At 68.8% G+C, this 6,568-nt stretch carries 9 protein-coding genes; 5 read left to right on the top strand and 4 right to left on the bottom strand.

Going from position 1 to position 6,568, the window contains the following annotated elements; genetic code table 11:
• From ABZ646_RS37235 to ABZ646_RS37220, 4 genes are all read right to left on the bottom strand, one after another.
• A partial coding sequence (locus ABZ646_RS37235) for a putative T7SS-secreted protein (protein WP_360529301.1) occupies positions 1 to 400 on the bottom strand: 400 nt, incomplete at its 3' end.
• 1 nt (position 401) lies between these two features.
• Positions 402 to 704, bottom strand: coding sequence for a hypothetical protein (locus ABZ646_RS37230; RefSeq protein ID WP_360529298.1), 303 nt, complete (start codon positions 702 to 704; stop codon positions 402 to 404).
• Between the two features lie 61 nt (positions 705 to 765).
• Positions 766 to 1,809 carry a hypothetical protein gene (locus tag ABZ646_RS37225; protein ID WP_360529295.1) on the bottom strand — a complete coding sequence of 348 codons (1,044 nt, stop codon included), beginning with the start codon at positions 1,807 to 1,809 and terminating at the stop codon, positions 766 to 768.
• The gene (locus tag ABZ646_RS37220) at positions 1,794 to 2,459 is read right to left on the bottom strand and encodes a hypothetical protein (RefSeq protein WP_360529292.1); all 666 of its coding nucleotides are present in this window, start codon (positions 2,457 to 2,459) and stop codon (positions 1,794 to 1,796) included. Before ABZ646_RS37220 ends, ABZ646_RS37225 begins: the two co-directional genes overlap by 16 nt.
• Before the next feature lie 342 nt (positions 2,460 to 2,801).
• Between ABZ646_RS37220 and ABZ646_RS37215 the strand changes: the two genes are divergently transcribed.
• From ABZ646_RS37215 to ABZ646_RS37195, 5 genes are all read left to right on the top strand, one after another.
• Entirely contained in the window at positions 2,802 to 3,122 is a 321-nt protein-coding gene (locus tag ABZ646_RS37215) for a type VII secretion target (RefSeq protein WP_360529289.1), read from the top strand.
• The gene (locus ABZ646_RS37210) at positions 3,119 to 4,531 is read left to right on the top strand and encodes a hypothetical protein (RefSeq protein ID WP_360529286.1); all 1,413 of its coding nucleotides are present in this window, start codon (positions 3,119 to 3,121) and stop codon (positions 4,529 to 4,531) included. The genes ABZ646_RS37215 and ABZ646_RS37210 overlap by 4 nt, the downstream gene beginning before the upstream one ends.
• Before the next feature lie 66 nt (positions 4,532 to 4,597).
• The gene (locus ABZ646_RS37205) at positions 4,598 to 5,437 is read left to right on the top strand and encodes a hypothetical protein (protein ID WP_360529283.1); all 840 of its coding nucleotides are present in this window, start codon (positions 4,598 to 4,600) and stop codon (positions 5,435 to 5,437) included.
• Entirely contained in the window at positions 5,434 to 6,102 is a 669-nt protein-coding gene (locus ABZ646_RS37200; protein WP_360529280.1) for a hypothetical protein, read from the top strand. The genes ABZ646_RS37205 and ABZ646_RS37200 overlap by 4 nt, the downstream gene beginning before the upstream one ends.
• Positions 6,102 to 6,568 (top strand): hypothetical protein (locus tag ABZ646_RS37195; RefSeq protein WP_360529277.1); only part of this gene is annotated, 467 nt, incomplete at its 3' end. The genes ABZ646_RS37200 and ABZ646_RS37195, both read left to right, overlap by 1 nt.

Here is a 6,568-nt window from a genome sequence, read left to right as displayed (position 1 = left end):
GGTCCAGTAGGAACCGAACGCCATCCACAGCCTGCCGTCGGCGCGGACGATGGCCGAGATCATGGTCGAGTTCGTGACTGGCGCTCTTCTCCAGCCGGTCCGCCCGATCCTGGAAGTCCTGGAGGTCGCCTGCCCAGCGGTGCAGGGCACGCGAGGCCTTGTCGAAGGACTCGTGGCTCTTGCGGATGAGCGGAGTGACGTCCTGGCCGACGTACTCGCTGAAAGCGATCGCGGTCTTGCCCTTCCAGGCACCGGTCTCGATGCGTTCCAGCTCGCTCAGCGCCGTTCCCAGCTCGCCGGCCAGCTTGCCGAGCTGCTTGGCGAGGTCTCGGGTGTCCTCCACGCTCCCGGGCGTGGGGTCCCAGCCTATGTGGGGGAAGGCAGGCCGTTGCCCAGCCACGTCACTTGCCCTTCTGCTTCGGAGCCTTGAGGGACTCGGCCAGGTCCAGGTCGAGCTTGCCGAAGCTCTCGCCGATCTTGTTGATCATCTTCACGGCGCCCTGGGTGTGCTTGCCGAGCTGTTTGATGCCGTAGCCCCAGTCGTCGGCGAAGTCCTGGACGTCTTCGACGAGCTGCTTCTCACCGACTGCCGAGGCGTCCGCGCTGCGGAGAGCGCGGCGGGTGGTCTCCATGCGGTCGCTGATGGACGAGAAGGTCTTCTTCAGGTCCTGGAAGATCGTGTCTTCGAGGCGCAGGTCAGTCATGTCGGATTCCGGTCTCCCTGGGGCGGCCGGTGGCGGAAGTCCGCGGGGCGCCCGTGGCTCATCAGCGGTTGACCGCCTGGATTTCCTTCACGGTCACGTTCTGCTCGTACGTGGACAGGCCGTCGGGCAGGGCCGGCTGCTGGGCGGGCCCGTCCGGATCGGCCGAGGCCGTCCAGGTCACCTTCCAGGTGATCGACGCCTTGAAGGGGTAGGTGCCGGTTCCGGACGAACGGCGGTAGGTGACGTTGCAGGCCGCGTCCTTGCTGTCGACCGTGTAGCCCTTGTCGCCCTTGACCAGGTCGTACGTGCAGGTTCCCGGATCGGCGTCCGGCGTGCCCGCGTCTACTTCGAGGGCCACCGGGGTCGCGACGGTGGTCGCGGCCATCTGGACGCCCTTGTAGTTGATGCTGGCGGTCGTCCAGACCCGGTCGAAATCGCCGTCCAGCTTCACTCGCGTACCGAGGTTCACCTTGAGCCGGTCGGGGCTCGGACTCAGTACCACGGGTGGCTTCGGCAACTTCGTGGAGTTGTAGGCGAGTCCGGACAGGATCTCCGGTGTCAGCTGGTTGGGGTCCGCCTTCGGCTGGGCGGGCGGGACCCAGATCTCCCAGTTGGCGGGGGTCACGGGACAGGCGTCGGTGTAGCTGTCGTTCCGGAACTGCACCTGCCACCAGAGGCCCTTGTCGCCCTTGTGGTAGCCCTCGTCGGCGCGTTTCTTGGCGTAGCTCGCGGCCGGCTCCTGGGCGCCCTTGTAGGAGGACTTGACGAACTCCTCGTACTCGTCCGGCGTGTACATCGGCTCGTACCAGCAGACGGGGGGCTTCCAGTTGGCGTTCGAGGAGGTGGCGGTGGCCGCGGAGGCGGATGCTCCAGACGCCTTCCGGCTGATGCGGATGTGAGCGCCGATGGTGCCGGGGCCGGAATCCCCGCCGGAGCCGGAGCCGGAGCTGCTGTCCGGCGGGGTGATTGTCCCCGTGCCGCCACCACTGCCCCGGATGTCGTCAGCGTGAGCCGGGAACGGCGTCCACAAAGCCAGGGCGAGACTGGTGACGGCGGTCGCCCACACAGCGGGCCGAACAGCCCTCGCCTCTAGCCCCGTACGCACGAGGCGTCCCCCTTCTTCCAGTTCTGCTGTGTCACCTGCCAGTCTCCGGCTGCGTCCTTCTGGGCCTGGAGGGTGTAGAGGACGAAGCTCTTGCTGCTGGTCTTGGTGCGCAGCACCTTCCCCGACTTGATCTCCTTGCCGTACGCCCTGCTCTGGTCCTCGCAGTAGCGAGCCGCTGCGGACTTGCCGTTCGCGACGTCCGTGACCTCGAAGTTGTAGTACCGGTAGTCGCCGGTAACGGTGAGTCCATCCTTTTTGACTGTCTCAACGCGGTTGGCCCAATAAGTGAGGGCGGCTGCCGCGAAGTAGCGGTTCATATTGGTGGTCTGCCCGACGCCCTTGGCGAAGGCCTCGATATTGGCCTGGGTCGAGTACGCCACGTCACGGAGGATCGCGTCCTTCGTGGCGTCACCGGTCGACTGTCGGTCAACCGTCACCTTGATGTCCGACGGAAACGCGAAGGTAGGTGCGTTCTTGTCCGCTGAGGCGGAGACCGACGTCGAGGGTGACGGAGAATCCGACCCTCCCGTACCGGCTCCCGTGATCTTGTCGTTGTCCTTGGAGCTGTCGTCCCCGCCTCCGCATGCCGTCAGCAGCAGGGCTGCGGTCGCGGCGAGCGCGGCGGCAACGGGCAAGGTGCGGCGCGTCACTGTGGACTCCCCCGTGAGAATGAAGTTCGGCAGGAGCGAAAACGGTATCCGTGGGGTCTCCGATTTCGCCACCGCGAACGTCGCTGTGAGCGTGGTGATCGAGACGCATTCTAGGAGCTCTGCGGGGCGGCCCCGGCGTGGTGGCGTGGAAGCTTCCCTGTCCCGGGCCATTCGCGGGAGCTTGGTGAAGATTGCGCGGGCATGACGTGAGCGGGTGCGGATTCCGCTGGGCCCTGTCCCCCTCCTTGGGGCTCCCTTTGCGGTCCATTGGTTGTAGCCCCGAAAACCCTCGACAGACAGTGACCATGGCTCTCTGCGTCTCGCGGGGCGGCCGGTAGGCAGGTGTTCACGGGGGTAGTTGTGGCGGATCACGTCAAGGTGTCCACGAGTGAGTTGCGGGAGATCAGTAGATCTGTCGCGAAGTTGAAGTCCAACTTTGAACATGCGAAGGATCTCGTCGACTCGTACGGCTCCGAGATCGGGTCCGGCGAGGTGGCCGATGTCCTCGGCGACTTCGCCGACGACTGGAAGAAGAAGCGCAAGCAGCTCTGTGACGGGCTGGAGTTCCTCGGGAAGACCGCGGGTGAGGCGGCGAAGGCCTACGACGGGGTCGATCAGCATCTTGCCGACGCGCTGGTCAAGGCTCAGCCGGGGGACAAGTGAGCGATCACGACTTCTCCGGCGTCGACTGGCAGACGGCCCGGTACGACGACAAGGAGTTCACGCCGGGGGATCCGTACGAGGTGGCCCGGCTCGGGAAGCGGATCTCCGACACCGCCAGGCTGATCGAGGAGCAGGCCGGGAAGCTGAACAACCTTGTCGACGGGAACGGGTGGGATTCGGACGCCGGGAAGGCGTTCACCAGGAAGACCGGCGACACCGTCAAGCTGCTGAGCCAGTCGCATCAGCGGTATGCGGCGGCGGGGGCGGCGCTCGGTTCCTCCGTGCCGTGCGAGCCCGTCGCCGACTCCGTGCGGGAGAACTGGGCCACCGCCCTCAACCACGCGCAGAACAGGGTGCGCGCCGCGCTGAAGAAGGCCGCCGCGGCCGACGCCGACAGCAGCAACTACCAGAAGCAGATCGACCAGCATCCCTCCGGGGACGACAACCACCCGGACAAGCAGAAGCTGAAGCGGCAGAAGGAGGCCTCGGACGGGGAACTCGACGCCGCGAAACGGGAGCTTCGGGCCGCGCTCGAGTACCGGGACACGCAGGCCGGGTATGCCGCCAAGGCGATACGGGACGCCATCGACCACGACGGGCTGAAGGATCCCAAGCACCACTGGTGGGACAACTGGAAGGACTGGGTCGCCACCATCGGCCACTGGGCGGGGGCGATCGCCGGAGTGCTCTGCCTGCTGGCCCTGTGCCTGAGCTGGGTCCCCATCCTCGGTGAGGTGCTGGGAGCGCTGGCTCTGATCGCCTCCGTGGTCGCTCTCGTCTGCGACACCGTCTCCGCGCTGGACGGCAAGGGCACCTGGCTGGACGTCGCCATCGACGTGGTCGGCGTGCTGTCCTTCGGCGCCGGCCGGGTCCTCGGGACGACCTTCAAAGAGGCGGCCACGGCCGCCCGGGGATCGTCGGCGCTCAGGGAGTTCCTGAACCTGCGCGGGCTGGGCGTGGGCGAGAAGCTGGCCGGCGAGATCGCCCAGGCGAACTCCGGGGTCAAGGCGGGCAAGATCGCCGAAGCCCTGGCGAAGGGACCGGACAGCGTCCTGCCCAGGATGAAGTCGATCGTCAAGGAGTCCGTCAACTTCAAGGCGTACTTCGGTGACATCCGCACGGCCGTCGCCGAGCGAGGAGCCGAGGACCCGATCCTCACCAGGGAACTGCCCAAGTGGCGCGGTCTCTCCGACTCGGTGTTCAAGGGCAAGGCATGGTCGGCCGGCGGCCTGTACGCCGCGAGCCAGGTGCTGCCGCTGGGCGCGGGCATCGTGAACCTGGCGCCCTCGGCGGGCTGGGAACCGACCTCCGTCGAGCGCAATCAGTTCGACGGCATCAAGCACACCGCCCCCCTCGGGGCGAACGGCATTCCCTTCTACAACTGGAACTGGAAGGTCTCCGGCGGCTGAACGCGTCCGCCCGCACCGCTACCGGATCATGGCGAGGCCCGCAAGGGCGAGGAGAGAACGAGGAAAGTGGCACCTGGAGACGGTCAGACCGTCGACGAGCAGTTCGCCCGGCTCCCGAGAAGCCGACAGCGCGAACTCGAAGCGAAAGGGCTCGGTCTGCCGCGCCTGCGCGAAATCGCCCTTGAGCAGGGCGGCGAGCCGGCCGTGCAGCACATCCTCGCGGAGCACTCCCGCCCCGCCAGCCGGTGGGATCTCGACGGCGATCGGGGCGCCGACGAGGGCAGAGCGGTGTGGCCGTGGATACGGCTGCTCCTGGTCGCCTTCCTCGGCGTGGTGCTGTGCCTGCTGTCCACCTATGTCCTCGGCTCCTCGGCGCTCTTCGTCGGTGCGGCCTGCGGTGTGGCCGTGGCCTGGGCGGGGTTCAGGACGCGCAGGTCCCTCGGCGGGCTTGTGACCTGCGGCCTCGTCGCGGTCAGCTATGTCGCGCTGATCTGGGTGGGCTCGTACGCCGCCGACGAGTGGTACCTGCACCTGCGGGGGCAGGAGACCACGGTCGCCTACGCGAAGCCTCTGCACGAGCAGGCTTCGCACGGCGTTCGTGTCACGTACTGCCGCGTCACTCTCCCGGACGGAGCGGTCCGCCGGGTGTTCGAGAACGACAAGCGGTGTACGGACGAGACCATGGCCGGCGCCAGGACACGTGCGGTGATCGACCCGTCGGATCACTACCGGCCGGTCCTCGGAGGCAAGTCCGCCATCGGCGGGATCGCGGCCGCCTACGGCTGCCTCGGGGCCGCCGCCGTCCTCGTCCTCGCCCCCCTGGCCGCCGCCGTGATGAGCCGGTCGAACGAGCGGCGCGGTCGGCAGGGCGAGCCGGACGGCCGGGCGGGCGGAACGGACGTATGACGGACCGCACCGAATCCCCTGTCGCGGCAGCCCCCGTCCCACCCCCCTCCGACTATCGTCTCGCCGTCCCCGACGGCTGGGAGCGGATCGTGCTGGACGGCCCGGAGCGCTGGACCCACCGCATCGACAAGCTGGTCAAGCGGGGGTTGCGGCGGACGCAGGCCACTCCGCAGCTGGAGGCCGCGCTGGCGGAGCGGATGCGGGCGCAGGCCGAGGCCGCGCAGGCCAACGGCGGCGTGGAGATGTACGTCGTCAACCAGGTCCTCGGCCAGGTCCCCGTCTCCGCGGGCCTGGTCGTGACGGTGCTGCGGCCGTCGCCCGGCACCGAACCCGGCGACCTCGGCGACATCGCCCGCTCCCTCGCCCTCCGCTCCGGCACCGAAGACGCCGGCACCGAAGACGCCGGCACCGACGCCGTCACCCTCGTCGACCTGCCCGCCGGCCCCGCCGTACGCCACCGCTACCTCCGCCGACCCGCCGCCGACGACCCGGACGGCAACAAGCTCGCGGTCGCCCACCTGGACGTCTACCTCGCCGTCCCGCACAGTGCCCAGCGGCTGTTGCTCTCCTTCTCGACCCCGACGGCACCGCCGCTGGAGCCGTTGGTGGAGGCCCTGGTCACGTTGTTCGACTCCGTCGCCCGCACCCTGCAATGGATGGCCTGATGCCCGAGTTCGCCGCCGCCACCGTTCGTCTGCGGACACCGGAGCACGCCGTCGCGCTGCCCGTGCGGTCGTCCGTGGATCTGCGCGTGTGGGCCGCGGAGACGGCCCGGGGGCTCGTCGGCCGCGACGACGACGAGCCGAGGCTGCTCGACGCCCTCGCCGCCGAACTCCGCGAGGCCGCCGCCGACTCCCGCGAGCGCGGTCCGATCACGGCGCTGTCGTACGTCCCCGAGCCGCGCCTCGGTGAGCTCGCCCGGATCGAGCTGTCCGCGCTGGTCGCCGACGACACGTACCCCGAGGTCACCGTCGACCTCCTCCGGAGCTGCCTCGCCGCTCCCACCGCCGACTCCTACCGGCCGCCCGAGGCGGAACTGCGTACCCTGCCCGCCGGGCCCGCGGTGCGCGTCCGGCACGCGTACGTCCGGGACGTCGGCCGGGACGGGCTGGGAACGGTGCTGGAGACCTG

Origin of the sequence: Streptomyces sp. NPDC007162, from assembly GCF_040634175.1 — a bacterium.
GTDB lineage: Bacteria > Actinomycetota > Actinomycetes > Streptomycetales > Streptomycetaceae > Streptomyces.
This window is presented reverse-complemented; position numbering and strand designations above follow the sequence as displayed.